18 protein-coding genes are annotated in these 25033 nt (G+C 72.4%); 10 read left to right on the top strand and 8 right to left on the bottom strand.

Annotated features, from left to right (window positions below):
• The first annotated feature begins 5 nt into the window (after positions 1–5).
• From ABFX51_RS18930 to ABFX51_RS18905, 6 genes are all read left to right on the top strand, one after another.
• Entirely contained in the window at positions 6–1202 is a 1197-nt protein-coding gene (locus tag ABFX51_RS18930) for an MFS transporter (RefSeq protein ID WP_346054390.1), read from the top strand.
• On the top strand, positions 1174–2166 hold the full coding sequence (locus ABFX51_RS18925) for a cyclase family protein (RefSeq protein ID WP_346054389.1): 993 nt from the start codon (positions 1174–1176) through the stop codon (positions 2164–2166). Before ABFX51_RS18930 ends, ABFX51_RS18925 begins: the two co-directional genes overlap by 29 nt.
• A gap of 22 nt (positions 2167–2188) precedes the next feature.
• Positions 2189–3133 carry a DUF6282 family protein gene (locus ABFX51_RS18920; protein WP_346054388.1) on the top strand — a complete coding sequence of 315 codons (945 nt, stop codon included), beginning with the start codon at positions 2189–2191 and terminating at the stop codon, positions 3131–3133.
• 50 nt (positions 3134–3183) lie between these two features.
• A complete protein-coding gene (locus ABFX51_RS18915; RefSeq protein ID WP_091507228.1) occupies positions 3184–3963 on the top strand; it encodes an IclR family transcriptional regulator in 780 nt (259 codons plus the stop codon).
• Positions 3964–4102: 139 nt separating this feature from the next.
• Positions 4103–4963, top strand: a complete 861-nt coding sequence (locus tag ABFX51_RS18910; RefSeq protein WP_346054386.1) for an SDR family oxidoreductase — start codon at positions 4103–4105, stop codon at positions 4961–4963.
• Positions 4964–5170: 207 nt separating this feature from the next.
• Complete coding sequence (locus tag ABFX51_RS18905) at positions 5171–6646, top strand: FAD-dependent oxidoreductase (protein ID WP_346054385.1); 1476 nt, start codon at positions 5171–5173, stop codon at positions 6644–6646.
• Between the two features lie 11 nt (positions 6647–6657).
• On the opposite strand, the gene ABFX51_RS18900 is transcribed toward ABFX51_RS18905, so the two are convergent.
• Positions 6658–8283, bottom strand: coding sequence for a tannase/feruloyl esterase family alpha/beta hydrolase (locus tag ABFX51_RS18900; protein WP_428832484.1), 1626 nt, complete (start codon positions 8281–8283; stop codon positions 6658–6660).
• A gap of 11 nt (positions 8284–8294) precedes the next feature.
• Positions 8295–9698, bottom strand: a complete 1404-nt coding sequence (locus tag ABFX51_RS18895; protein ID WP_346054383.1) for an MFS transporter — start codon at positions 9696–9698, stop codon at positions 8295–8297.
• A 137-nt stretch (positions 9699–9835) separates the two neighbouring features.
• Here ABFX51_RS18895 and ABFX51_RS18890 point away from each other — a divergent pair, with 137 nt between their 5' ends.
• On the top strand, positions 9836–11584 hold the full coding sequence (locus ABFX51_RS18890; protein ID WP_346054382.1) for a helix-turn-helix domain-containing protein: 1749 nt from the start codon (positions 9836–9838) through the stop codon (positions 11582–11584).
• 12 nt (positions 11585–11596) lie between these two features.
• Here the strand turns inward: ABFX51_RS18890 and ABFX51_RS18885 are convergent, their stop codons facing one another.
• Positions 11597–13237 (bottom strand): long-chain fatty acid--CoA ligase, encoded by a 1641-nt coding sequence (locus ABFX51_RS18885; RefSeq protein WP_346054380.1) that lies wholly within the window; start codon positions 13235–13237, stop codon positions 11597–11599.
• 192 nt (positions 13238–13429) lie between these two features.
• On the opposite strand from ABFX51_RS18885, the gene ABFX51_RS18880 reads away from it, so the two are divergent.
• Positions 13430–14368: an SMP-30/gluconolactonase/LRE family protein gene (locus ABFX51_RS18880; protein WP_346054379.1), complete on the top strand. Its 939-nt coding sequence runs from the start codon at positions 13430–13432 to the stop codon at positions 14366–14368.
• On the opposite strand, the gene ABFX51_RS18875 is transcribed toward ABFX51_RS18880, so the two are convergent.
• Positions 14343–16136 carry an MOSC domain-containing protein gene (locus ABFX51_RS18875; RefSeq protein WP_346054378.1) on the bottom strand — a complete coding sequence of 598 codons (1794 nt, stop codon included), beginning with the start codon at positions 16134–16136 and terminating at the stop codon, positions 14343–14345. The two genes, ABFX51_RS18880 and ABFX51_RS18875, sit on opposite strands and share 26 nt — an antisense overlap.
• Before the next feature lie 90 nt (positions 16137–16226).
• On the opposite strand from ABFX51_RS18875, the gene ABFX51_RS18870 reads away from it, so the two are divergent.
• Complete coding sequence (locus ABFX51_RS18870; protein ID WP_346054377.1) at positions 16227–17453, top strand: cytochrome P450 family protein; 1227 nt, start codon at positions 16227–16229, stop codon at positions 17451–17453.
• Positions 17454–17456: 3 nt separating this feature from the next.
• Here ABFX51_RS18870 and ABFX51_RS18865 read toward each other — a convergent pair whose 3' ends face one another.
• Positions 17457–18914: a serine hydrolase domain-containing protein gene (locus ABFX51_RS18865; RefSeq protein ID WP_346054376.1), complete on the bottom strand. Its 1458-nt coding sequence runs from the start codon at positions 18912–18914 to the stop codon at positions 17457–17459.
• A 95-nt stretch (positions 18915–19009) separates the two neighbouring features.
• Positions 19010–19513 carry a glycosyltransferase family protein gene (locus ABFX51_RS18860; protein ID WP_346054375.1) on the bottom strand — a complete coding sequence of 168 codons (504 nt, stop codon included), beginning with the start codon at positions 19511–19513 and terminating at the stop codon, positions 19010–19012.
• A gap of 276 nt (positions 19514–19789) precedes the next feature.
• Between ABFX51_RS18860 and ABFX51_RS18855 the strand changes: the two genes are divergently transcribed.
• Positions 19790–20995, top strand: a complete 1206-nt coding sequence (locus ABFX51_RS18855) for a glycosyltransferase (RefSeq protein ID WP_346054374.1) — start codon at positions 19790–19792, stop codon at positions 20993–20995.
• Here the strand turns inward: ABFX51_RS18855 and ABFX51_RS18850 are convergent.
• Both ABFX51_RS18850 and ABFX51_RS18845 read right to left on the bottom strand, forming a co-directional pair.
• Positions 20984–22207: a lanthionine synthetase C family protein gene (locus ABFX51_RS18850; RefSeq protein ID WP_346054373.1), complete on the bottom strand. Its 1224-nt coding sequence runs from the start codon at positions 22205–22207 to the stop codon at positions 20984–20986. The two genes, ABFX51_RS18855 and ABFX51_RS18850, sit on opposite strands and share 12 nt — an antisense overlap.
• Positions 22204–25026 carry a lantibiotic dehydratase gene (locus ABFX51_RS18845; RefSeq protein ID WP_346054372.1) on the bottom strand — a complete coding sequence of 941 codons (2823 nt, stop codon included), beginning with the start codon at positions 25024–25026 and terminating at the stop codon, positions 22204–22206. The genes ABFX51_RS18850 and ABFX51_RS18845 overlap by 4 nt, the downstream gene beginning before the upstream one ends.
• Positions 25027–25033: the final 7 nt, after the last annotated feature.

The following is a 25033-nucleotide window of genomic DNA, read 5'->3' as shown; positions in this document are numbered from 1 at the left end:
CAGGTATGCGCTCCGACCGGAACACCACGCCCGTGGCGATCGCCGTCTTCGTCCTGCAGACCGCGGGCAGCGGGGTGGCGGTGTACGGCATCCCGATCTACCTGGCGGCGTTCCTGCGCTCGGGACTGGTGGGCGCGGCGCAGCTGTCGCTCGCGAGCACCGCGTTCTTCCTGGTGGGCGCGGTGACGGGGCCGGTGTTCAGCCGCTACGGGCGGCACCGGCCGAACCTGGTCCTGTGCTGTGCGGTCCTGGGCGGGGCCGCGGCCATCGCGGCGATGGGGCTGGCACCGAACGGCCCGGTCGTGATCGGCGCGTTCGCGGTGCTGGGCGCGATCTTCAACGGCGGCCTCGTCGTGGTGGGCACCACCGTGCTGGTGCGGGTCTTCGAGGGCAGGCCCACGGCGGGCATGGCGCTGGCGACGTCCGGCTCCTCCGCGGGCGGCATCCTGGTGTCCCCGGTGCTGGCCCTGCTGCTGACCACGCAGGCGGTCGTGGCGTCTTCGTTCCTGGTGATCGCGGCGGGGTTCCTCGTGATCACCTGCGGGGCGCTCGTGCTCAACGGGTGGGCGACGGCCGGATGGCAGCCGTCCGCGGCGAGGCCCGCCCCGCCGCCCGGCAGGTTGTCCGCCCACTGGCCGCTGGTGCTGGCGTTCAGCCTGGTCAGTGCCTCACAGCTGGGCGCGACCTCGTACCTCGTGGCGACCGGGATGTCGCGGGACTTCACCGGTGCGCGGCTGGCGGTTTCCGTCGCCACCGCGGCCGCGGTGGCCTCGCGCTGGCTCGGCAGCGCCGGGATCCGGCGGCTGGGCCTGCACCGCTGGACGATGACGAGCTTCTGCGCGCAGGCCGCCGGGGTGGCCCTCGTCGGGCTCGCGCCGGCGGGCTGGGTCCTGTTCCTCGGGGCCGTGCTGATCGGGCAGAGCCTGGGCAACACGATCCTCATCCGCTCGCAGGTGATCGTGGAGCTGTTCGGGATCGGCGAGTTCGCGGGCAAGTTCGCGCGCTTCCAGACGTGGACCAGCCTGGGTTCCGCCGCCGGGCCGCTGGTGCTCGGGCAGCTGTACTCGATCTCGCACGACTACCCGCTGGCGTACCTGGCGTTGTTCGTGCTCAACGCCGTCGCCGTCCCGCTGCTGCTGCCGTGGGCACGCGGGGCCCGCACCAGGAGGGCCGATGAAACCCGAGAACGTTCCCCGGTATGAGCAGCTCCGCACCCGCACGGACGCGCCACCCGGCTCGTCCTGGCACGTGTTCGGGCAGGACGACCAGCTCGGCACGCTCAACTTCCTCACCCCCGAGACGGCACGAGCCGCGGCGGCCTTGGTCAAACGCGGCCGGGTGTTCAACCTCGACTACCCGCTGAACACCTTCGTGCCCAGCCTCGCGGGTACGCGCCCGCCCACCGAGCACCACATCTTCTCCAACAACCCCAACCATCGCGACGACTGGCTGGATTCGTTCTACCTGCAGTCCACGTCCCAAGTGGACGGTCTGCGGCACATCCGCCACCCGCGCCACGGCTTCTACGGCGGCGTCGCGGACAGCGAGATCGACGTGGGCACGCCCGCGCTGGGCATCCAGCTGCTGGCGGAAAAAGGCCTGGTGGGCCGCGGCATCCTGCTCGACGCCGTGCGGTACTTCGACCACCTCGGCGAACCGCTGGCGCCCGACGCCCCGCGCGGCATCACACCGTCCGAACTGGACTCGATGGCGGAGCATTTCGGCGTGGTGGTGCGGCCCGGTGACATCCTGTTGCTGCGCACCGGTTTCGCCGAGCACTGGCTCGCGAGCACGCCGGAACGGCGGGCCGCGCGCTCCGGCAGCCCCGGCCTGCACCAGTCCGAGGAGATGCTCGCCTGGCTGTGGGACCACCGGATCTCGCTGGCCGCCGCCGACAACGGCGGGCTGGAGGCCTTCCCGGTGGACCCCGGCTCGGGCTGGGTGGACCCGGACGAACCGCCGCCGCCCCGCGGGCCCTCGCACAACGGCATGATGCACCGCCCCCTCATCGCGCTGCTGGGCCTGGTCATCGGCGAGCTGTGGAAGCTCGACGAGCTGGCGGAGGACTGCGCCGCCGACGGCGCGTACGAGTTCCTGCTCACCGCCAAACCCCTGAACCTGGTGGGCGGGGTCGGTTCCCCGCCCAACGCACTGGCCGTCAAATGACCGATCGAAACGAGGACAACCGATGACCCAGACCGTGAGCGAACTCCTGGACCCGCAGCTGGACGCGGACCGGCTGCGGCCCGACCCGGAGGTGGACGAGCTGCTCACCGGCGCCGTGGACCTGCACACCCACCCCGGCCCCAGCCCCTTCCCGCGCCGGATGTCCATAATGGACGCCGCGAGGGACGCGGCGACGGCCGGATTCCGTGCGCTGGTGGCGAAATCGCACCACCACAGCATGGTCACCGACATCCTGGCGCTGGAGCAGGCCGGGCTGGCGGACGTGCCGGTGAAGGTGTACGGCGGGATCGCGCTCAACCGCACCGTCGGCGGGCTCAACCCCTACGCCGTCGAACTGGCACTGCGGATGGGCGGGCGCGTGGTGTGGTTCCCGACCATCGCGTCGCGGGCGCACCTGGAGTTCCACGCGCACAACCACAGCGGGTTCCCGGTCGCCGGGGTCCCGCTGCGGGAGAACGAGCCGATCACGGTCGTCGACGAGGAAGGTGGGCTCAACGCCGCCGCGCGCGACATCCTCGACGTGATCGCCGCCGAGTCCGCGATCCTCAACTGCGGGCACCTGCCCGCCGCCGAGATCGACGTGCTCATCCCGGCCGCGCTCGAAGCGGGCGTGAGCCGGATCGTGATCAGCCACCCCGATTTCGTGCTCGGCGCCGAGCCGGAGCGGATCGGGAAGTGGTGCCGTCAGGGCGCGTTCGTCGAGCACTGCCTGGCGATGCTGACCGGGCGGGAGCCGAAGGAACGGCCCTTCGCGAGGATCGCGGAGTTCTACCGGGAGGCCGGCCCCGCGCACACGATCTTCTCCTCCGACCTGGGGCAGCGCGGCAACCCGCTGCCGGTCACCGCCTACCGGCGGATGGTGCGCGCGCTGCTGGACGAGGGCGTCGCGCACGACGACATCAAGGCGATGACGGGGGGCAACGCCGGTCAGCTGCTGGAGCGCTGACCCGCTCGGTATAGTCCGACTCGCGTGGACCGACGTGAGGGAGTGGGCTCGTGACGAGCGGGGGCGGCACCGGGGACATCCAGGCGGTGCACCGCCTGGCCGAGATCCTGCGGTTGTTCACGCTCAACAAGCCCCAGGTCACGGTCGCGGAGGCGGCCGCCAGCATCGGCCTCAACCGGACCACGCTGCACCGCTACTTCAGCTCGATGGTGCTGGACGAGATCCTCGAGCGCGCGCCCGGGGACGCGACGGCGTACATGCCGGGCAGGCTGCTGCTGCAGCTCGGCGCCGTCGCGCAGGGGCAGCGCCGGGTGCTGGACGTCGCCCCGCGGCACATGGACGCGCTGTCGGTCGAGACCGGCCTGTCGGTGGTGCTGTCGCTGTGGGGCGCGTCCGGCCCGGTGGTGTCGCTGGTGTCCGAGGCCGGCACGCACCCGATCCTGATCACCGTGCGGATCGGGTCGACGCTCGGCCCCGACTCCGCGCAGACGCGGCTGTTCATGGCGTTGTTCAGGGACGAGGAGCGGGTCAAGCGGTACCTCGGCGGGATTCCGGCCGAGGCGCGGGCGAAGCTCGAAGGCCAGCTGGAGGCGTGCCGGGCCCGCGGCCTCAGCCGGATCGCGGTGCCCGCGATCGACGGGGTGGTGCTGGCGGCGGCCGTCTTCGACGAGCACGACGTCGCCGCCACGGTGGCGCTGGTGGGCACCACGTCGTCCCTGCCGGAGCAGGCGGTGGACACCGAGGAGGCGCTGCTGCGCGCCGCCAGGGCGATCACCGAGGAACTGGGTGGCGGGGACACCCGCCGCGCGGCGCTCACCGAACCGGACTGAGCCCGCCTGGACCTGCGAGTCCTAGGCAGCGGAGGGCGCGAGATGCGCCCCCGCGGCGGGTCGTGGTCGATCAAGCTGGAAGCACGCCACCGCGGAGAACCCGGTGGCGCGTCAGCGAAATCGTGAGCGAAGGACGACCATGAGCTTTCCGGCGGATCGACCCGCGACCTGGTTCGTGACGGGCACCTCCCGTGGCCTCGGCCTGGAGCTGGTGCGGCAGCTGCTGCGGCGGGGTGACCACGTCGCCGCGACGACCCGGTCTCGCGAGCGGCTGGTGTCGGCCCTCGGCGACGGGGTGGACACCGCGCGGCTGCTGCCGCTTCGGGTGGACCTGCGTGACGAGGAGGAGGTGCGGCAGGCTGTCCAGCGCACCACCGAGCGCTTCGGCGGTCTCGACGTGGTGGTGAACAACGCGGGCTACGGCTTCCTCGCGGCGGTGGAGGAGACGACTGCCCGCGATGTCCGTGACATGCTCGACGTGCAGGTGGTGGGCGTGTGGAACGTGCTGCGCGCGACGCTGCCGATCCAGCGGCGGCAGCGCGGCGGGCACGTCGTGAACGTGTCGTCGGTGCTCGGGTTGACGGCCATGCCCGGGTGGGGGCTGTACTGCGCAGGCAAGTTCGCGCTGGAGGGCCTCACCGAGGCGCTCGCCGGGGAGGTCGGCGGCTTCGGGGTGGGCGTGACCCTCGTCGAGCCCGGCTACTTCCGCACGGACTTCCTCACCAGGGACTCCCTCGCGCTGCCCACCGAGACGACGGACGCGTACCCGGCCCTGCGGGAGATGACGGAGAACCACCTGAAGCTGCAGGGCACCCAGCTGGGCGACCCGGTGAAGGGCGCGGAGGCGATCATCGGGCGCGTGGTCGGTGGTGGCGGCGGCCCGCTCCGCCAGCTGCTCGGCTCGGACGCACACGCCTACGCCACCGCGAAGGTCGAAGCCCTGCGGGAGAACCTGGACGCCACCGCGGAGACCGCGGGCGCCACGGACTTCGCGGCCTGAGGGGGTGGGGCGCCGTCCCCGGCAGCCCGGGCTGGGCCGCCGGGGCGGGCGGCGAGCGCCGCGGACTTCGCGGCCTGGGGCGCCGCCCCATCCACCATCGCCGGAGCCGCGATTGGTCGGCGGCGTCCACCGCGCCCTGAAAAAAAATACTTCCGCACGGCAAACATTCCGTTGACCCCGCTGCCCGCCGCTGGTTACGAAGGGGGAATGGACCAGCCGCAGCGCGAACGCGACGCCGAGAGCTACTTCTCCACCACCAGGCCCCTGTTCACCGACGGCGGCCTGGCGGACCGGCCGCATTCGCCGGCCCCGGCCGCGCCCTCCGTCGCCACGATCACCGAGCCCGCGCGGGAGATCCCGGTGCACGAGGAGACCGACGTCCTCGTCGTCGGCGGGGGACCGGCCGGTACGGCGGCGGCGGTGGCGGCCGCGCGGCTCGGGCAGCGGGTGACCCTCGTCGAGCGGTACGGCGACCTCGGCGGCCTCTCCGCGGGCGGGCTGGTCATCTGGATCGACCGGATGACCGACTGGAGCGGCACCCCCGTCATCGCGGGCATCGGCGCCGAGCTGCTCGACCGGCTGCCCGAGGGAGCCGTCGCCGGGCCCGGGCCGGAGCTGTGGGGCTCCACCGACCCCGGCCACGTCGCGTACTGGCGCGAGCGGCTGTCCGCGTTCCGCGACACCGTCTGCCGCTCGCCGATGATCGACCCCGAGTGGCTCAAGATCGTGTCCCACGAGCTGCTCGTCGGCGAGGGGGTGCGGGTGCTGCTGCACTCCTGGGCCGTCGCCGCGATCACCGAGGACGGCGCCGTCCGGGGCATGATCTTCGAGAGCAAGCAGGGCCGCCGCGCGATCCTCGCCAAGGTCGTCGTGGACGCGACCGGCGACCTCGACGTGGTCGCCCAGGCCGGCGGCGCCTTCGTCACCGACGCGCGGAAGGACGGCACGGGCGGCAACGTCCAGCACTGCATCAACACCGCCTTCACCTGGACCGGGGTGGACTTCCAGCGGTGGCTGGAGTTCAAGCGCGACAACCCCTCCGCGCACCAGGAGCTGATGAACCGCGGCCGCGAGCTGCTCGGCTACCTCGACACCCCGCACGTCGGCTGGCGTGACGACGTCGTCGTCTTCATGGGCCCGCGCATGTCCGGCTACAGCGGGCTCGACGTCGAGGACCTCAGCACGGTCGAGCTGGAATCGCGCCGCCGCATGGTGGCGCACCTGGACTTCTTCCGCCGGGAGGCACCCGGGTTCGAGAACGCCTGGATCATGCTCGCCGCACCGCAGATCGGCGTGCGGATGACCCGCCGCCTCGCCGGGCTGCACCCCATGACCGCCGAGGAATGGCGGGCGGGGGTGCGGCACCCCGACGAGATCGGCGTGTCACCGTCGCCTTCGCAGAAGTTCCCGACGATCTCCGTGCCCTACCGCGCGCTCGTGCCGGAACGCCTCGACGGCGTGGTCGTCGGCGGCAGGCACGTCGCCAGCGACGCCACCACCCAGGCGTTCATGCGGGAGATCCCGCAGTGCTGGATGACCGGGCACGCGGCGGGCACCGCGGCGGGTCTCGCCGCGCGGTCCGGGGTCGCGCCCCGGGCGCTCGACGTCGGCGAGATCCGCCAGGAACTCCGCGAACAGGGCGCCTTCCTGCACGAGCGTGAGCCCGCGCAGGTCGGCTCCTGATCTCCGGTTCTTCAGCGGGCGCAGGTGAAACTCGCGGCGCTGTCCGGGTTTCCGCCGCGGTAGCGCGGCCAGGCCGGGAACTCGCACAGCGGACGGGTGCGGTTGTGGGCCAGGTCGGTCACCACCGGGTTCACCGGTGACTGTCCTTTTTCGACCCACCGTTCCAGTGCGGTGAGCGAGTCCCAGCCCGCCGCGAACGCCGGGGTGCCGAAGTTGGCGTGGTTCGCCCCGGGCACGACGTAGTACCGCAGGAACCCGCGGGTCTGCCCCGGGCCCACCACGTCACGCACGCGCTCGTAGTAGTCGTTCGTGGCGAAGGGGGAGACCAGCTCGTCCGCGGCGCCGTGGAGCAGCAGCAGTTTCCCGCCCGCGCGGGCGAACGGGCGCAGGTCGGCGTTGTTGCGGTCCTGGATCGTGGACAGGTAGCTGATCCGGCCGAGCCACTTCCCGGGATTACGGGGATCCAGGTCCAGCGAGTTGTACTGCGGGTCCCTGGTCAGGAAGTACTTGACCCACTGGTCCCAGTACTGCATGCCGTAGCCGCTCGTCACCGGCATCGGGTTCGCCGGCGCGGTCGTGCCGAAGCCGAGGAACGGGGTCCTCATGTCCGCCCCGGACAGGAACGGGAAGCCGGGGTACTGCGTTTCGCCGCTGGCGACCCGGTACGGCCACCGGAACGGCGTGGACATGGCGATCACGGCGTCGATCTGCGGGTCCGAAAGGCAGCCCGGTCCGGTGTCGGCGCCGCCCGGGCACCGGAGCGTGCGCGGGTTGAACCGGCAGGCGTCGGGGTTGGAGACGACCCGGTCCTTGAGCCCGTCGAGGCCGTCACACGCGTCGATCACCTTGTTGTAGAGGAGGGTCTGCTTTTCGGGACCGGGGAAGGCGCCCGGCCGGGACAGGACCTGCGTCAGGTAGCCGAGATCGAGGACCTCGGCGAGGTTGTTCCACGCGGGATAACCGGAAATGACGCCGTCGAAGGCGTCCGGCCACCGTTGCGCGACGTTGAGGGCTTCGCGGCCGCCGGTCGAACCGCCCGCGAAGTAGATCTCGTGGGGCGTCGCGTGGTAGGCGTGCCGGATGAGGAACAGGCTCGCGTCACGCGTCTTCTTGAGCGCGTCTCCGGCGGAGAAGTTGCGCACCGCCTCGTCGTTCACGCCGAAAGAACCGTCCAGCGACGGCGGGACAGCCGGGTTCTGCTGGTGCCCGGAGTCGCTGGCGAAGGTCGCGTAGCGGCGGGCGAGCGGGGCGGGCTGGTCCGCGGGCCCGAACGGGACGTTCGACGCCAGGTCGGGGATGGTGCCGTTGTACCCGCCACCGCCGAACATCAGCGCCTTGTGGTTCCACCCGTAGGGCAGGGCGACGCGCATCTTGATGTGCGGCGCGGCCGGATCGACGGGGAAGAGGTCCGCGTCGACCTGGCAGTACTGGACGGTCTGGCCGCTGACGACGCTCGTCTTGACCGAAACCGCTTCGACCTCGCCGCCGGTCGTCGGCAGGCTCATCACCGACGCCGGGATCCGCAGGTGGTCCAGACCTTCGCAGACCGGTGTCGCCGAAGCCGTCGTGGCGTCCGCGCCGGGGACGACGGCGGCCGCCGACAGGACCACGGCCGCCACCACGCCGAGGCGGCGCATCCTGGTGCCGCTCACGCCAGCCCCTTCCCGTCGTAGAGGTGGGTGCCGGGCACGGCCAGCGGATCGGCGCGCACCTCGGCGGGGTTCGTCTCGGGCAGGAACCACGCGCTGACGAAGGTGATCAGCCCCATCGCCATGATGTACGCGGCCACCGCCACCGTGCTCCCGGTCTCGGCGATGAGCGCCGTCATCAGGAACGGCGTGCCACCGCTGACGATGATGGCCGAGAGCTGGTACGACAGCGACGCGCCCGAGTAGCGGACGTTCGGGGCGAACAGCTCGCCGAGGAAGCTCGCGATCGGGCCGTAGGTGAGGCACTGGAACACGAAACCCACCGCCACCGCGACGAAGATCAGCGGCAGCGACTTGGTGTTGACGAGCCCGAAGTACGGGAAGGCCCACGCGGCGACCCCGAGGCCACCGATCAGGATCAGCGGCCGGCGGCCCAGCTTGTCCGAGAGGTGCCCCGACCACGGGATCGTCACGAGCATCGCCACGGAAGCGGCCAGCACGACCGCGAGCAACGGGTTGCGCTGCAGGCCGAGCTTGCCCGTGCCGTAGCTCAGCAGCCCGGAGATGCTGACGTAGAACAGGCTGTTGGTCGCCGAGAGCAGCCCGCAGCCGAGGAGGATGGTGCCGCCCTTGCGGCGGATGACCTGCGCCAGCGGCGCCCGCACCACCGGCGCGTCGGGCTTCGCGACCTCCCGCTGCAGCTCGCGGAACTCCGGGGTGTCCTCCACCTTGGTCTGGATGTAGAGCACCACCGCGAACATCACGACGCTGAGCAGGAACGGGATGCGCCAGCCCCAGCTGAGGAACGCGCTGTCCGGCATGAGACCGCTGGCGGCGACGAACACGAGGTTCGAGATGATCACGGCGACGGGCACGCTGGTCTGCCCGAACGTGCCGGCGAAGCCCCGCTGTTTCGGGCTCGCGGACTCCGTCAGCAGGAGCACGATGCCGCCCCACTGGCCGCCTGCCGCGAGGCCCTGCACGAAGCGGAGCGTGACCAGCAGCGACGGGGCGAGCGCGCCGACCGCCGCCGCGCTGGGCAGGCAGCCGATCAGGAAGGTCGCCGCCCCCATCAGCGCCAGGCAGGCGACCACGACGGGTTTCCGGCCGTACTTGTCGCCGAGGTGCCCGGCGAGCACGCCGCCGACCGGGCGCGCCACGAACCCCGCCCAGAACGTGCTGAAGGCGAGGAGCGTGCCGGTCAGTGCGGAGGAGTGCGGGAAGAAGACCTTGGGGAACACCAGCGCGGCCGCGGTGCCGTAGAGGAAGAAGTCGTACCACTCGATCGAACTGCCGACCAGTCCTGCCGCGAGCAGTTTGCGGGAGGCCCGGCGCCGGATCGGCGGAGGACCGGTTTCGGCCTGGCCTGACTGGCCTTCGGGTTGCGTGCGTGGGGATGCCATGGGTGCCGCCTTCGTTGGTAGCGCAGGCAAGTGATGGCGGTCATGGTATGGCGCCGCTAGGCTGCGGTTGAGGTGTGGACCATCCACAACTCCCGGCGTTCCGGTGGGCTTTTCGCCCACCTCCAGAAGGAGGCATCGTGGCCGACGACCGGCGGCAGCGTGAACTGGCGTCGTTGTACGCGACGGCCAAGTCGCTCACCGCGCTGGGCGAGCTCGACGAGGTCCTGCAGTCGATCGTGCACCACGCCCACGAGCTGATCGGCACGGACTTCACCTACCTGTCGCTGGTCGGCGAGGACGGCAGGCTGTCGGCCAGGGCCTCGGAGGGCACGATCTCCGCGTCCTTCCTCGCCGCGTGCATCCCGGCGGGGGTGGGGCTGGGCGGCAAGGTGCTGGCCTCGCGGAGCCCGCACTGGGTGCGGGACTACGCGGCCGCGACGATCATCGACCACGACCCGGACTTCGACCGCCTGGTCACCACCGAGGGGCTCGTCGCGTTGCTCGGCGTGCCGCTGGTCATCCGGGGCGAGGCGGTGGGTGCCTTGTTCGCCGCGGACCGCTCCGAGCGTTCGTTCCGCGCGGACGAGATCGCGTTGCTGACCGCGTTCGCCGACCACGCCGCGGTCGCGCTCGACAACGCCCGGCTCTACGAGGAGAGCCGGAAAGCCTTGCGGGAGCTGCAGATCGCCTACCGCAGGATCGAAGACCACATGGCGGTCATGGAGCGCGCGCAGGCGCTGCACGAGGCGCTGACCGGCGTGGTGCTGGAGGGCGGGTCACCGGGCGACGTCGCGCAGCTCCTCGCCGACCAGCTCGGCGGTGACGTCACGCTCCTGGACCGCGCCGGTGCCGCCGTCGCCCGCCGGAATTCCGTGTCGAACCCTTGCACCCCAACGGAAGCCGACCTGACCGATCTGGTGCGCGACGCGCGGCGCACGGGCCGCTGCACCACCGCGGTCGACGGCGCGGGCATCGCCCGCAGTGTGGCTTCGATCCAGGCGGGCGACAGTTACCTCGGCGCGCTGGTGTGGTGCCGCAAGGCGACGGGTGACGCCCCGGACGGCATGGACCTGCGCACGGTCGAACGCGCCACGCACATCCTCGGGTTGCTCATCCTCAAGGAGCAGGCGGTGGCCGAGGCCAGTGAGCGGCTGAGCGGGGAGCTCCTGACCGAGCTCATGCTCGGCAGCCCCGGGATCAGCCCGGCTCAGCGCGCCCGCGCGCGGGCCCGCAACATCGACGTCGACCGGCTGGACCTCGTCCTGGTCGCCGACTGCCCGGCGGTGCCGTCGACCGACCTCGCGCGCCACCTGCACGACATCGCCCGCGACCGCGCGGGGCTGGCCGGCGAACACCTCGGCAGGGCCACGATGATCCTCCCCGGCGACGACGCCGACCGGACCGCCGGGGAGGTGCACCAACGGCTCCGCCGCACACTGGGCGCGCCCGTCGTCGTCGCCGGGCAGCGGACGTCCGGCCACGACTGGGCGCGCGCGTTCTCGCTGGCCAGTCGCTGCGCGGCGGTGATGCGGGCGGTCGGGCACACCGACGTCGGTGCTGCCACCGGACGCTATGCCTTGTACGCCATGGTTTTCGACCCCGACCGGGTGGGGGAGCTCGACCGTTTCCTCACCGACACGATCGGTGCGCTCCTCGACTACGACCGGCGCCGGGGCACCAACCTCGTCGACACGCTGAGCGCCTACTACGCCAACCAGACCAACGTCGCGGCGACCGCCCGCGCCCTGCACGTCCACGTCAACACGCTGCTGAAGCGGCTGGACCGCGTCGGCGCGGTGCTCGGTCCCGACTGGCGCCAGGGCAACGACCTGGAGCTGCGGCTGGGGCTCCGGCTCCACCAGCTCAGGACGAGCACACAGTCCTGAGTGGACTGTCGCTCAAGCGATGCGTTGCGCGTCCCGCAGGCTGGCCTTCGACAGCTTGCCGGTCCCGGTCTTGGGCAGCTTGGCCATGAACACGAAGTCGTCCGGCAGCCACCACTTCGCGACCATCGGCTCGATGTGCGCCCGCAGTTCGCCGGCCGTGGCGGTGCTCCCGTCGCGCAGCACGACGTAGGCGACGGGGCGCTCCATCCACCGCGGGTCGGGGCGGGCGATCACGGCGACCTCGACGACGTCGGGGTGCGAGGAGATGGCGGCCTCCAGTTCGACCGAGGAGATCCACTCGCCGCCGGACTTGATCAGGTCCTTCATCCGGTCCACCAGCCGCAGGTACCCGTCGGCGTCGATGGTGGCCAGGTCGCCCGTGCGCAGCCAGCCGTCCTCGGTGAAGCTTTCCGGGGTGTCCACCCGGAAGTAGCCGCCCGCCACCCACGGGCCCGCCACCTGCAGCTCGCCGACCGCCTTCCCGTCGCGCGGCAGCTCGGCGCCCGTCTCGACGTCGACGATGCGGATGTTGACGAGCGGCAGGGGCTGGCCCTGCGCGGACCGCACCGCCACCCGCTCCTCCTCCGTCGCGTCGCGGTGCTGCGTGCGCGTGCCGCCGATGACCCCGACGGGACTGACCTCCGTCATCCCCCAGGAATGCGTGATGGGCACGCCGATCGCGGCGCGGTAGGTCTCGGACAGCGCCGTGGGAACGGCGGAACCGCCGCCGAGCAGGAACCGCGTGGCGCTCAGGTCGTGCGCCCTCAGGTGCGGCGCCAGGCTCGTCCACACGGTCGGCACCGCACCCGCGACGGTCACGCGCTCGGCCTCCATCAGGCCCAGCAGGTGCGCGGGCTCCGCCGACAGGCCGGGCAGGACCAGGGCGGCGCCCGTCATCATCGCGCCGTAGGGCAGGCCCCAGGCGTTGGCGTGGAACATGGGCACGATCGGCATCACGACGTCGCTTTCGCAGAGGCCGATGAAGCCGGCGGCAAGGGTGCCGAGGCAGTGCAGGACCGTCGAACGGTGGCTGTAGAGGACGCCCTTGGGGGATCCGGTCGTGCCGGAGGTGTAGCAGAGCCCGGCGGCGAGGTTCTCGTCGGCGAGCGTGAAAGCGTCCTCGAACGAACCCGTGAAGGGCTCGCTGCCGGAGATCAGCTCGTCGTAGTCCAGGATGCGCGGGTCGTCGGGGACGGGTGTGCCGGTGCCGTCCGGCAGCACCACCCAGTACCGCACCCCGGGCATCCGCTCCGCGCTCGGCCAGATCCGGGGGAGCAGCCCCCGGTCCACGCACACCACGTCGTCCTCGGCGTGGTTGACGATGTATTCGAGGTGCTCGGCGGACAGGCGGATGTTGATGGAGTGCAGCACCCGCTTCGTCACGGGCAGCGCGAGGTAGAGCTCCAGGTGGCGGCGGGTGTTCGCGGCGAAGGTGCCGACACGGGCGCCGCGCGGGACGCCGAGGGAGTCCAGCGCGGTGGCGAGGCGGCGGACGTGCTCGGCGACCTCGGCGTAGGTGAGCCGCTTGCCGCCCGCCGTGGTGACGTGCTTGTGCGCGTAGAGCCGCTCGGCCCGCTCCAGGATGTGGGCGATGGTGAGCGGCCGCGGCTGCATCAACCCGTCCATGACGTCGTTGTCCCTGGTCACAGGCATGGGTCCTCGCTTTCCCTCGGTGACACGGATCGACACTAGGCGTGCTCCCGGGCGCGAGGAGAGGTGCGAACCTCCCACTCGTCCAGCGGTTCCGGCGGCGGTTCCTCACACTGCCGTCCCGTGACGTGACCCACGCTGGGGGGTTCCGGCAGGTCCTGGCCGGACCGCCGCCGGGGAAGCGACGCTGGGAGCGTGAAAACGATCCGCACACTCGGCCTCGCCGCACTCCTCGTCGTCGGCACCGCGGTTCCGGCGTCGGCGAGCAGCCTCGGCGAGGTCCGCGTCCTCGCCCACTTCGACCGGGCCGCGGGCCAGGCCGCCGAAAGCATCGCGCTGGAGCCCGGCGGTGGCGTGGTCATCGGCATGATCCCCGCCCGCCAGGTCGTGCGCGTCGCGCCGGACGGGGCGGTCGCCGTGCTCACCACGATGCCGTTGCCGCCGGGCGGCGGCGGGACCACCCCCGTCGTCGGCGATCCTGTCGTCACCGGAGTGGCCCGCGCCGACAGCGGGACGTTGTACTTCCTCTACTCCTCAGGCCAGGGCGGGTTGACAGGCATCTGGCAGCTCCCTCGCTCGGGTGCACCGCGGCTCGTCGTACCGCTGCCCGCCGACACGATGCCGAACGCCCTCGTCATCGATGCCGCGCGAAAGCGCTTTCTGGTCAGCGATTCCGCGGGTGGGCGCATCTGGCAGGCCCCGCTGGGTGGCGGCCGGGCGACCGTGTGGTCGGCGGACCCGACGTTGGCCCCTAACGGTTTCTTCGGCGCGAACGGCATGAAGGTGCACGACGGTGCCGTGTGGGCGAGCAACTCCGACCGCGGCACGATCGTCCGCATCCCGGTCACCAGGGACGGCGGCTCCGGCCGCGCGGAGGTCCGCGCCACGGGCCTGGCGGGCATCGACGACTTCGACTTCACGGGCCGGGGCGACGAAATCCTCGCCGCGATCAACCAGGCGAACGAGCTCGTGCGCGTGAACGCGAACGGCACGCACGACACCCTCCTCGACGCGGGGGACGGCATGCAGGGCACCACGGCTGTCGCCGTCAGGGGAGATCGTGTCTACGTCACCAACGGCGCCAACCTCGCGGGCGACGACCCCACCCTCATGCTCGCCCGGCTGCGGCGCTGACCCTGCTCAAAGATCCAGCACGACCGGTTCGGCGGGTTTCGCGCAGCAGATGAGGACGTTCCCGTCCGCCGGGGGGCTCCAGCGGCTCGGGCCGGTAGCCGACGGCGCCGGAGAGCAGGGCCAGTTCGCAGGTGTGGCAGACGCCGGTCCGGCACGACCAGCGGACCGGCACGTCGCACGCCTCGGCGAGTTCCAGGAGCGAGCCGTGCCGGTCGTCCCAGGGCACGGTGAGCCCGCTCCGCGCGAAGGAAACAGCCGGCCCGCCGCCGGGCGGACCCGGCGGCGGGTGCGGCGTGGTCGTGGCCTCGCGCAGCCCCGGCGTGAGGGCGCCCAAGGCACCGAAGACCTCGGTGTGCACGCGCGCGGGCGCCAAGCCGCATCCGGTCAGCGCCTGCGTCATGTTCGTCAGGAAGGCCGCCGGGCCGCAGACGTAGGCGTCCGCGGTGGTGGGCAGCGCCAAGGCGCGGATGACGTCCTGCGTCAGCCGGCCTGCCTCCGTGTAGTCGGCGCCGCGCCGGTCGGCGGCACGGGGGCTGCTGTAGTAGACGAACGAGCGGGCGTGCGGGAGTTTTCCCAGCAGGGCACGGGTTTCCCCGGCGAAGGGGTGCTCGCTGCCGTCGCGGGCACCGTGCAGCCACCACACCTCACGCTCGCTCCGCGCCCGGGCGAGCGCGTGGAGCATGGCCAGCACGGGCGTCACACCGATCCCCGCCGACAGCAGGACAACCGGGTTTTCGCCGTCCTGCAGCGAAAAAACGCCGCGGGGCGCGGCCGCGTCGAGGGTGCTCCCGGCCCGGACCTCGTCGCGCAGCCTGGCGCCGGCCGCGCCGTGCGGCTCGATCTTCACGCTGATCCGGTACCGGCCGACGCCCTGCCCGCCGGACAGCGAGTAGCTGCGGACCAGCGCCGCGTCCCCAGCGGGGACCTTGACCGTGAGGAACTGCCCCGGCCGCGCGTCCGGCAGCGGTGCGCCGCCGGGATCGGCCAGCGTCAGCGAAAGCACGTCGCGGCTCTCTGCCTTGACGTCCACCACGCGCAGCGGCCGGAAACCCGGCCAGCCGGGAGGCGGGGCGCTCGCCGCGTCGGTGAGCCCCACATTCCCGGATGATCCATCCATTTCGTCGTCCGCCCGGTCGAGGAGCTTGCGCAGCGAGCCCTGCCAGCCGGGGCTGAGCGCGGGTATCCGCAGCGCGCGCTCGACCTGCTCGCGGGTGTGTCCCGGCAGGTAGAGCAGGCCGTCGAGCTCCTCGACGGTCATCCCTTCCGGCCCGCCGGCGACCTTGACGATCTCCTGCCCGGCCTCGACTTCGCCCTCTTCGAGCACCCGGAGGTAGAAACCCGGGCGGCGGTGGGAAACCAGCAACGCCGCCATCCGCTCCTCGCCGAGGCGCAACCCCACCCGGTAGCACGTCACGCGTGGCTGGGACACCTCGAACAGGGCACCGCCGATGCGGTAGCGATCGCCTATGCAGACCTCGGCGTCGAGCAGGCCGTCGACCGTGAAGTTCTCGCCGAAGGCACCGGGTTCGAGGTCCTCGCGGCCCAGTTCCGCCCGCCAGAAGCGGTAGGCCTCCGTCTGGTACACCAGCACGGCCCGGTGCTCACCGCCGTGCCCGCCCAGGTCGCCCTGCCCGTCACCGTCGACGTTGAGCCGCCGGACCACCCTGGCGCCGGTGACCGGCCGCTTGTACACGCCCGTGTGCACCGTCCTGCCGCGCCACGGCACGTCCGCGGGCATCCCGACGTTGACCGATACCAGGGTGGCCATCCGCCCAGGGTACGAGAACCGGGCGGGCAGTGTCGTTGCCCGCTGTGTCAACCAGCCGTCGTGGCGAAAACCGCGTGGCACCATGGTCGAATGCCCGAACCCGTGGTGGACCTGCGTGACCCGGCCGTCCTCGCCGACCCGGTGTGCGGTTACGACCGAGTCCTCGCCGAGTCGCCGATCTGCTGGGCCCGGCTGCCCAGCGGCGAGGAGGGCTGGCTCGTCACGCGGAACGAGGACGTCCGCGCGGTGCTCACGAACCCGGCCGTGCGCACCGATCCCACCGGCCTGCCGGGCCAGGGCGCGCAGACGCAGGAGCAGGCCTTCCTCGCGCTGGGCACGCCTCCGGAGCACCTGCCGTACCTGCGCGCGAGCATGCTCAGCCTGGACGGGCCCGAGCACACCCGCTTGCGCCACAGGATCAGCCACGCCTTCAGCGCCTCGCGGGTGAGCGAACTCCGCCCCCGCGTGCAGCAGATCGTCGACGAGCTGCTCGACGACGTCGAGGCCGCGCCGGGTGCCGGGAACACTCCCGTGAACCTGCTCGACGTCTTCGCCTACCCGGTGGCGACGGCCGTGGTCTGCGAACTGGTCGGCGTCCCGGAGACCGACTGGGCGGACTGGTGGCGCTGGGGCAAGGTGCTCGTCGGCGAAGACCCGGCACAGATCACGCCGACGTTCGGCGAGATGGTCTCCTCCTGCCACGCGCTGGTCGAGCGGCGGCGCGCCGAGCCCCGGGACGACCTGGTGAGCCAGGTCATCGCCCAGGGCGGGCTGACCGACGTCGACATCGTGGCGCTGGTGGTGTTCCTCGTGCTCGCCGGGCACGAGACCATGGCGCACCTGCTGTCCAACGGCGCACTCGCCCTCATGCGGAACCCCGCCCACCGGGAGCTGCTGCGCGCCGAACCGGCGCTCTGGCCGGCGGCGGTGCGCGAACTCGTCCGCACCGACGGCCCGGTGCAGCTCGCCCGGTTGCGGTACGCCGCGACCGACCTGGAGGTGGGCGGCGTGCGGATCGCGGCGGGGGACCCGGTGCAGGCCGTGCTCGGCGCCGCGAACCGCGATCCCGCCCAGTTCGCCCATCCGCGCCACGCCGACGTGCGCTGGCAGGCCGAGCACGGCCGCCGCGAGGGCAGCCTCGGGTTCGGCTGGGGGCCGCACTTCTGCCTCGGCGTCGCCCTCGCGAAGCTGGAGGCGGAGGTCGCGTTGCGCGGCCTGTTCGAGCGCTTTCCCGCGATGCACCCGGTGGACGAGCCGGAGTGGGTGCCGCTGCCGCGCGCCCGCCACCGGGTCAGCCTGCACGTGCGGCTGCGCTGAGCGTCAGCGGGCGAAGAAGTCCACCGGCATCGTCACCTCGGCGCTCGACGCCCCGCACTCCAGCATCCACAACGCCGCGCCGTGGCCGAGGCCCTTGCCCAGCGCGCGGAGCTCTTCCGGGTCGGGGGAGGCGGCCCGCGCCTGCGCTACCCCGCGCCCGAACGCCTCCGGGTCCCAGCCGTCCGGTTCGGAGTCGCCGAGGCAGCGGGCCCCTTCCGTCGTCGCGGGCGGCAGCGGGTCGGGCACGGACAACAGCCCGTGGACGCGTTCCCCGACGAGAACGCCCATCCAGTACGAGCTTTCCGGGGTGGGCCGCGGCCCGGTCCAGCGGAGCCGCCCGTCTCGCGCCGGAAGGCTTTGCGGGACACCGGACGCGGCCCAGCGCCCGGCCCACTCGACGGCGAGCCCGGGCGCGCTGCGGCCGGCGGGGTTGTGGAACCGCGCCATGTCCCACCGGTTGCCGACCGCGACGGCGGCGACGTCGCGGTGCGGCCAGACCCTGGCCTCCCACCAGAACCCCCACGGGAAGGCCGCCGTGTGACCCCACCACCAGTCCTCACCCAGCTCGGGGTCGGCGAGTTCGAGTGTCAGGCCGGAGAACGACTTCACGCCGTGCGGGCTCGGCCGCGCGACCCGCGGCGTCACCATGGCCGCGAGCGAGTCCGGCCCGACGACACCGCGGTCGCCCCTCGCGGTGCGCAGCAGGGATTGCAGCAGCCGACCGGCATCCGTGGCGCTGCAGTGCATCCCGACGCCCGGGTACGCCGACGAACGCAGGGGCGGGCTGGGCAGGCACCAGTCGCCGAACGCCATGTAACCGGCCGCGCCGCCGGACCGCGGCCGGCCCGTGCCGTCGTCGATGCTCGTGTCGCGCATCCCGGCCGGCGCGAACACGTGCCGCCGCACGTGGTCGCCGTAGGGTTCGCCGGTCAGGTGCTCGACGGCGCCACCGAGCACCCCGACGCCGAAGGTGGAGTACGAGTACGGGCCCGGTTTCGTCGTCAGCGGGAGCGCCCCGCCGTACTCCACGGCGCGTCCGGTTTCGTGCCGGCGGCGGACGAAGTCCAGGATTCCTTCGGCCGGCGCGGTTTGCGCGGTCGCGGCCACGATGTCGCTGTAGTAACCACCTTGGTGGGCGGCCAGCATCGCGGCGGTGACCGGCGCGGGGTCCGGACCACGCAAACCCGGCGGCAGCACCTCGTCGATCCGCGTGTCCAGGCCGGCTTCGCCCGCTTCCACCAGTCGCAGGAATGCCAGCCCTGTCACGGGTTTCGTGAGCGAGCCCGCCGGTGCGACCGTGTCGGCCGTCATCGGGGTGCCCGCGCGCAGGTCGGCGAACCCGGTCGCGGCCGTGCGCAGTTCGGTGCTCGTCGCGACCGCCACGGCGACCCCCGGGGTGCCCGTGACCGCCGCCAGCCGGGGCAGGACGGTGTCGAGGGCCGCCATCACGTCGTCGAGCATGCTTCTCCGGGAAACGCTTTCAGTCCTTCCGGACAGCTAACACCACGGCCGGCCGGCCGCGGCCGAACTCTGCCCGAACGGACTCCTGCCGCTGATCATCCGTCGGCGGTGTTGTAGTTGACGATGCGGTCCACGAGGAGCGCGAACGCACCGGCCAGCGGGTTGTCCGCTCCTTTCCGCACCACGTCGGGCAACCGGTGCGCCTCGTGCTCGGAAACCGCGACCATGCCCCAGAACGCGTTGAAACCCGTGGGATCGTCGGGCTTCTCGGCGGCCGCCTCGACCTTCGCGACACCGTTTTCGCCGGTGACCGCCAACGCGCCCATCTCCCGCAGCACGCCGGAATCCCGCTCTTCGACGGCCACCAAGCTCCAGTCCGTCGTGCCGAGCTGCCGCACCGCGGAGAGCAGGCTTTCCGCGCCGGACACCACGATGTCGGGGAGCACGAGGGCCACCGGCCCGTGGGTCATCGGCAGCGCCGACCGGATCGCCCCTTCGAGTCCCGGTTCGAACGCTTCGTCCTGGAACACGAAGACGATCTGGAACTTCCCGGCGTAGCGCCGGGATAGCTCACCGTGTCCAGTTTGTGGGGTCTGCACACCACGACCAGCCGCACTTCCAGGCCGCTGTCGGCCAGCGCGACGACCCCCTCCAGGCTGCGGTCCAGCACGGTGACGCCGGGCGCCAGGCTGTGCAGCTCCTTCGGGTAGGGCGCGCCGAAGCGCGTGCCGAACCCGGCGCAGGGCAGCACGACCGAAACATCGGGGAGGGGCACGGACGAACTATGCACCGAACGGTTGTCCCGTCGTGCGCGTTCGGGCCCGATCGACGGCCGGCACTGCCCACCGGGGCAGAGTTCGCAGTACCGTCGGGGGGTGCGGGTGCTGTTGTCGACGTATGGGACGAGGGGTGACGTCGAACCGTTGGTGGCACTCGCGGTGCGCCTGCGGGAACTCGGGGCGGAGGTGCGGATCTGCACCCCGCCGGACGAGGATTTCGCGCCGCGCCCGGCGGAATTCGGGATCCCGCGGGTGCCCGTGGGCCCGTCGGTGCGGGAGCTGATGCGCGACACGGCTCCGCTATCGGCGGCGGAACTGTCGCGGTATCGCACGGAGCTGGTCAGCGCGCAGTTCGAGGCCCTCCCCGCGGCGGCCGCCGGGTGCGACGTGCTGGTGGCGGCGGGCCTGGCGCAGGTCGCCGCGCGCTCGGTCGCCGAAGCTGCGGGCATTTCCTACGTGTACGTGGCCTACTCGGCCGTCAACCTGCCGTCCCCGCACCACGCCCCGCCACCGCGGCCGGGCTGGCCGGAGCCGGAGTCGGACGACAACCGGACGCGGTGGGAGATGGACGCCCGCCGCGTGCACGCGGAGTTCGCCGAGACCCTCAACCACCACCGGGCGGCGCTCGGCCTGCCACCCGTGGACGACGTCCGCGGTCACGTCTACTCCGGCCGCCCGTGGCTGGCGGCGGATCCGGTCCTGGGCCCGTGGCGGGAGACCGCGGGCCTCGACGTGGTCCAGACCGGTGCCTGGACGTTGCCCGACGAACGCCCGCTCCCGGCCGAGCTGGTGGCGTTCCTGGACGCCGGAGCCGCGCCGGTGTACGTGGGCTTCGGCAGCATGCGGCCGTCACCGGACATCGGTCACCGGGCCGTCGAGGCCATCCGCGCGCAGGGGCACCGGGTGCTCGTCTCCCGCGGCTGGGCGGACCTGGACCTGGTCGACGGCCGCGAGGACCTGTTCGCCATCGGCGAGGTCAACCAGCAGCGGCTGTTCCCGCGCGTCGCCGCCGTCGTGCACCACGGCGGCGCGGGCACGACGCTGGTGGCGGCACGGGCGGGTGTGCCGCAGGTGGTGATCCCCCTGCCGGTGGCGGACAACCCGTACTGGGCCGACCGGATCGCGGACCTCGGGGTGGGCGTGGCACTGCACGGGGGAGCTCCGGCCGGTGCAGCGCTGTACGCTGCGATCGAGACGGCACTCGCGCCGGAAACCCGTGCCCGGGCGAAGGCGCTGGCCGCGAGGGTCGGCACTGACGGCGCGATGCTCGCGGCCAGGCGGCTGCTCGGTTCACGTCAGTAGCAAAGCGGCGCTCCACGGCAGGCGAGCGGGAGACGACGACGGGTTCAGGTGTTCGTGCAGCGCCAACAACGTTCCCGCCGTGCCGTCGAGGAACCCCGGCCGGTTCGGGGGCACGGTGACCACGGCGTCCCCTTCGCGTTGCGACAGCAGGTGATCGCACAGCCTCGGCAGCGCTTCGGCCTCCCTGCCGAGGACGAGCGCCGTGGCGTGGAGGGCACCCGCGGAACCGTGGCACAGCGACGCGTCCCGGATGCCCCAGTGTTCCCACGGTCGCCGCAAGGCCGCCCGCAACGTGGACTTCGCCTCCTCGGCCCACGCGGGTTCGCCCAGTGCCGTCGCCGCCAGCTGCACCGCTCGTGCCGCCCCGGGCGCGCCGTAACACCACGCGACACGGCTGGGCGCCAAGGATTCCACGGTACCGGCGAGTTCCTGCTCCAGAGGCACCAGCGCGGGCCAGTACGGGCCGTACTGGTCGCTGCCCCGGCGAGCCAGCAACCACGTGACGATCCGGCGCATCGCCTCCTCGTGCCCGTGGACGACGATCCCTTGCCGGTGGCTCAAGGCCAACAACGCGAGCGGGCCGGAAATGCCGTGTGCCATCCCGATGTTGAGATGCCCGTCGGGATGTGACATCGGATCCGCCAGCATCGGCGGATCCGGCGTCCACCACCCCGGTATGCGGTGACCGTGCACGACGACCGGTTCGGTCAGCCGCACCAGGTATCCGAGCACCCGCGCCAGCACGGCCTCGGCCCCGCAGGCGAGCAGGTACCGGCCCAGCCCGGCGAGACCGGAAGTGACGTCGTAGCGCGCCATCCTGGCGCCGGGCTCTCCGTCACGCAGCCGGGCCTCCTCCGCATCGACCAGGTTTTCGGCAAGCCGCAGCACCGGTGGGTCGACCCGGGCGAGGAGACCCCGGTAGTCCCCTTCGGCCCTCGCGATGGTGCGCGCGGCGAACCCCAGCGAAGGCAAGCCGTCGAACAGGTTCTCCACGGCGGGCCGCTGTGCGCGCGCAGCGGCGGACAGGTGCTCGTGGGCCACTTTCCGCAGCTCAGGGGACTCCTCGCTGAGGCGGGCGAACACCATCGCGAACCCGCTGTGCCCATCGGCGAGCGACATCGGGTGGTGCGGCCAGTCGCCGTCGCCGAGGTCCACCTCGGCGGGACGGCTGAGCCGGGCGGCGGCCCCGGCCAGCCACGCCCGTGGGTTCACCGGGTCGCCCGCCTGCGGTCGAGGTGTGCCTGCACGGCACCCCTCGCGACGGCGTAGACCTCGGCCTCGGCCCGGAAGTCCGTGCCCAGCCCGCGGTTGCAGTGCAGGTGCAGCAACGCCCGCAGGATCTCGTCCGGCGATGCCCCGGCGCTTGTCGCGGCCTCCTTCCCGTAGCGGGTCAACAGCTCGGCCCACTCCTCGTCCCCGGGAACGGGGTCCAGCGTGACGGCCGCCAGCGCGTCGCGGCGCCGCCGGGTGAACGCCTTGTGCGTGGTCTCGTTCTTCGGGAAGGCCGACAGCAGCCAGCGGGGCCAGTCCTCGCCGTGGAACAAGCTGACCAGCGCCACGACGTCGGCGGCGACCGCGACGATGTCCTGGCCGGTGGCCATCCTCCGCAGTACGAGGCGGCTGTCGGCGGTGAAGAACCGCTCGGCCAGGCCGATCAGGTGCTCGCCGCCGTAACGTTCGACCTCGGGACGGTAGACCTGCAGCGAAAACTCACCGGCGACCCTCGCGTCGGCCAGCGCGGCGAGCTGTTCGCGCAAGCGGGGCAGCACGTCGCCGTGGAGGCGGAGGCGGATGTGTGGCCGCTGGTCTTCGGTTTCGTAGCGCACGAAGAACCATCGGTCCACTTCGGACTCCAGCGTGGCGAGCCACGGGCGCAGGTGCCCGGCGAGCACTTCGCGTTGCCGGTGCGGGGAGCACTGGAGGTGCGCCGACACCCACTCGCCGCCGGGCAGGTGGACCACCGCCTTCGTGCGCAGCGGGAACGGCGTCTTCACCGGGCGCGCCACGGGTTCGACGGCGATCAGCGGTACGACCAGCTCGGCCTCGTGGGCGCCCTCCGGCCCCCGCAACCATCCCTGGTCCCGGTCCGGCGCCCGGTCCTCGCACACCACGGCGGTGCCCGACTTGCGCGTGTCCTCGCGCAGCAGCACGCGGTGCTCGGAGGCGGTCAGGTCCAGGCACAACTGCTGGTCGACCTGCGTCAGCCGCACCCGGTCCGGCACGCCCCACCGTTTCCGCCACGCCGTCAGCGCGTCGTCGGTGGCCACGTCGTCCGCGGTGACCCGCCAGGTCGCGGGGGAGAGCACCGCGCGCCCGTACCGGATCGCGGGCAGGAACGGGGAATCCCGCAGCGCGGCCCAGTTCCACGGCTTCAGCGTGCGCACGCCCATCATCGACACGTCCCACAGGAACCGCACGACCTCCGGCGCCGCCGTGCTGATGTCCAGCACGTGCAGCAGGCGCGGCACGATCTCGCGGCCCAGCGAGACGGAGTACAGCCGCAACCGGTGGGCGTCGGCGGCCACGGCGATCTCGGTCAACCGCAGCTCGCTCGCCTGCCCGGTGCCCACGGCCAGCGAATGGTCCAGCACCAGCGGCGCACGCGTCACGTTCGCGTGCCGCGGCTCAGTGGTCACGTGCGTGAGCTGCACCGGGACCCGGTCGTCGCGCGAGGCGAGATCCGCGAGCAGTTCGCGGACACCGGGGAGGTGGCCGAACCGCCCGAAGGACGCCCCGGCCAGCTGGGTGCCCATGACGGGATTGAGGACCAGCTCGAACTCACCCCGGTCCAGCGCCTCGGGCGAGACCGCGTGCAGGGTGGTGAACAGCTCGGCGGTGGCCGGGGGAGTGCCGCCGGGCGGGGACAGCTGGGCGATCAGGTCGTCGTCGAGTACGACTTCGCGGACGCCGTCGACGAGCGCCTGCACCAGAAGGCGGTTCAGCACCGGCTGCCGGGCGTCGTCCGGGTCGGCCGTCCACGGCTTTTCGTAGTCTGCGGGAGGGCCGATGCCCACGTCCGGGTCGAGCAGGTCGGTCACGGGCACCAGCTCGCCCAGCCCGTAACGCTCCAGAAACCTGGCGTGGTAAGCGGTCAGGGCGCGGGACCGGGCGTTGTCCATTGCGGACAGCCGCCACACGGCGTCGGCGGTCTGTTCCAGCTCGCGCGCCACGTTACGGGGAAGTTTCACCCGCGCGTCCAGCTCCAGGTCGACCTGGACCGGGGAATCGGCACCGGTCGCGCACCGAAGGGCGGCCAGCTGAGCGGTACCCGAACCGAGTGGACTGCGGCGGTAGTCGTCGATCAGGTCCTGGATCCGCGCCGCCCGCTGGTGGTCCGGGAATGCCGCGAGGGGGTCCTCGGCGTGGCGCAGGGGCGTCCGCAGGAAGCCCAACCGCACCAGCTGCGTCACCAGTGTCGCGACCCGGGAGCGGTCGAGGCCGGGAAACCCTTGTGCGACAACGTCGACGAGCTCGGCGACGCGGATGCCGTCGGCCGCGGCACACAGGACGTGATCGACCACAGCGGTCGCGCGCACGCTGGCGAGCCGCTTGCCGTGGGGCACGGAGAGCCGGTCGCCGTGTCGGGTGAACAGGTTGTTGGGCCTGACTTCCAGGCGCGCCAGTACTTCGGCGTCCGCCTCCAGTTCGTCGGCCCAGTCCGACAGCCACGCATGATCCGGCTGCACGTGCCGGCGGTGCGCGGAGCCCAGCACCGCGTCCACGTGGTCGGCGAACTCACCGAGGGCGACTCCGGCGAGCAGCCCGAACGGGGTGGGGCGCCCGGCCATGCGGAGTTCGTAGCGAGCCAGCGCGCTCCGCAAGCGCGGCGATGCCGGTTCCTGCCCGGCCTGCACCTTGTCCGCCGCCGCGGCCAACGCCGGGCTCGCGACCGCGACGGCCTCGCGCAGCAACGGGGAGCCGAGGCGTTCGCGCATCCCGTCGTCCGCGGTCGGCGCGGCATGCAGCCGGTGTCGCGGCAGCAGGGGAGCACGCAACAAAAACGTGGGGTAGCAACGGAAAACGTTGTCCACGATGAGT

Origin of the sequence: Amycolatopsis dongchuanensis, from assembly GCF_039542405.1 — a bacterium.
GTDB classification, from domain to species: Bacteria; Actinomycetota; Actinomycetes; order Mycobacteriales; family Pseudonocardiaceae; genus Amycolatopsis_E; species Amycolatopsis_E sacchari.
This window is presented reverse-complemented; position numbering and strand designations above follow the sequence as displayed.

What these genes read in the sequence shown, in the direction of transcription:
- ABFX51_RS18930 (WP_346054390.1), top strand. Translation starts at nt 6, where the DNA reads ATGCGCTCCGACCGGAACACCACGCCCGTGGCGATCGCCGTCTTCGTC.
- ABFX51_RS18925 (WP_346054389.1), top strand. Translation starts at nt 1,174, where the DNA reads ATGAAACCCGAGAACGTTCCCCGGTATGAGCAGCTCCGCACCCGCACG.
- ABFX51_RS18920 (WP_346054388.1), top strand. Translation starts at nt 2,189, where the DNA reads ATGACCCAGACCGTGAGCGAACTCCTGGACCCGCAGCTGGACGCGGAC.
- ABFX51_RS18910 (WP_346054386.1), top strand. Translation starts at nt 4,103, where the DNA reads ATGAGCTTTCCGGCGGATCGACCCGCGACCTGGTTCGTGACGGGCACC.
- ABFX51_RS18905 (WP_346054385.1), top strand. Translation starts at nt 5,171, where the DNA reads ATGGACCAGCCGCAGCGCGAACGCGACGCCGAGAGCTACTTCTCCACC.
- ABFX51_RS18900 (WP_428832484.1), bottom strand. Translation starts at nt 8,283, where the DNA reads ATGCGCCGCCTCGGCGTGGTGGCGGCCGTGGTCCTGTCGGCGGCCGCC.
- ABFX51_RS18895 (WP_346054383.1), bottom strand. Translation starts at nt 9,698, where the DNA reads ATGGCATCCCCACGCACGCAACCCGAAGGCCAGTCAGGCCAGGCCGAA.
- ABFX51_RS18885 (WP_346054380.1), bottom strand. Translation starts at nt 13,237, where the DNA reads ATGCCTGTGACCAGGGACAACGACGTCATGGACGGGTTGATGCAGCCG.
- ABFX51_RS18875 (WP_346054378.1), bottom strand. Translation starts at nt 16,136, where the DNA reads ATGGCCACCCTGGTATCGGTCAACGTCGGGATGCCCGCGGACGTGCCG.
- ABFX51_RS18870 (WP_346054377.1), top strand. Translation starts at nt 16,227, where the DNA reads ATGCCCGAACCCGTGGTGGACCTGCGTGACCCGGCCGTCCTCGCCGAC.
- ABFX51_RS18865 (WP_346054376.1), bottom strand. Translation starts at nt 18,914, where the DNA reads ATGCTCGACGACGTGATGGCGGCCCTCGACACCGTCCTGCCCCGGCTG.